The organism is Mesorhizobium sp. Arg314, assembly GCF_053714275.1.
Genome location: NZ_JBSKBP010000226.1, coordinates 1 through 575, shown reverse-complemented (window position 1 = coordinate 575; position 575 = coordinate 1). Strand labels below are relative to the sequence as shown.

At 61.0% G+C, this 575-nt stretch carries 1 pseudogene; it reads left to right on the top strand.

The window, feature by feature from the left end:
- Positions 1-357: 357 nt before the first annotated feature.
- A pseudogene (locus ACWGS9_RS35205) lies at positions 358-575 on the top strand (hypothetical protein); the annotation flags it as partial.

The window sequence follows — 575 nt, the reverse complement described above, 5'->3', positions numbered from 1 at the left end:
TCACCGGTTCGGTGCGCGGCCGCGAGATCCTCGACGACTGGCAGAACTTCCGGCCGAAATTCCGCAAAATCATGCCGATGGAATACCGCCGCGCGCTGATCGAGATGGAACGCATGCGCATGAGCGTCTCGGCCGAATAGATCTTTGCAATGGCCGGGAAACCCAGGTTTCCCGGCTCACGCCACCGACAATTTGACCTCGCGCGCAAGGTCGCCACGGCCGCCTCAAGAGGTTAACGGGTGCGATTAAGACCGCACCATCTGGACAGCAGGGACTGGACTATGGGCAAGGTAACAGGCTTTCTCGAGATCGACCGGCAGGTGCACAAGTACCAGCCGGCCTCAGACCGCATCCGGCATTTCCGCGAATTCACGCTGCCGATGTCCGATCCCGGACTGGAACGACCTCGTCTACAATGGCGACTGGGACAATGCGATCCGCAACCTGCATTCGACCAACAATTTCCCGGAGTTCACCGGCCGCATCTGCCCCGCGCCCTGCGAGGAAGCCTGCACGCTGAACCTCGAGGACATTCCGGTCGCCATCAAGACGGTCGAGCAGGCGATCGCCGACAA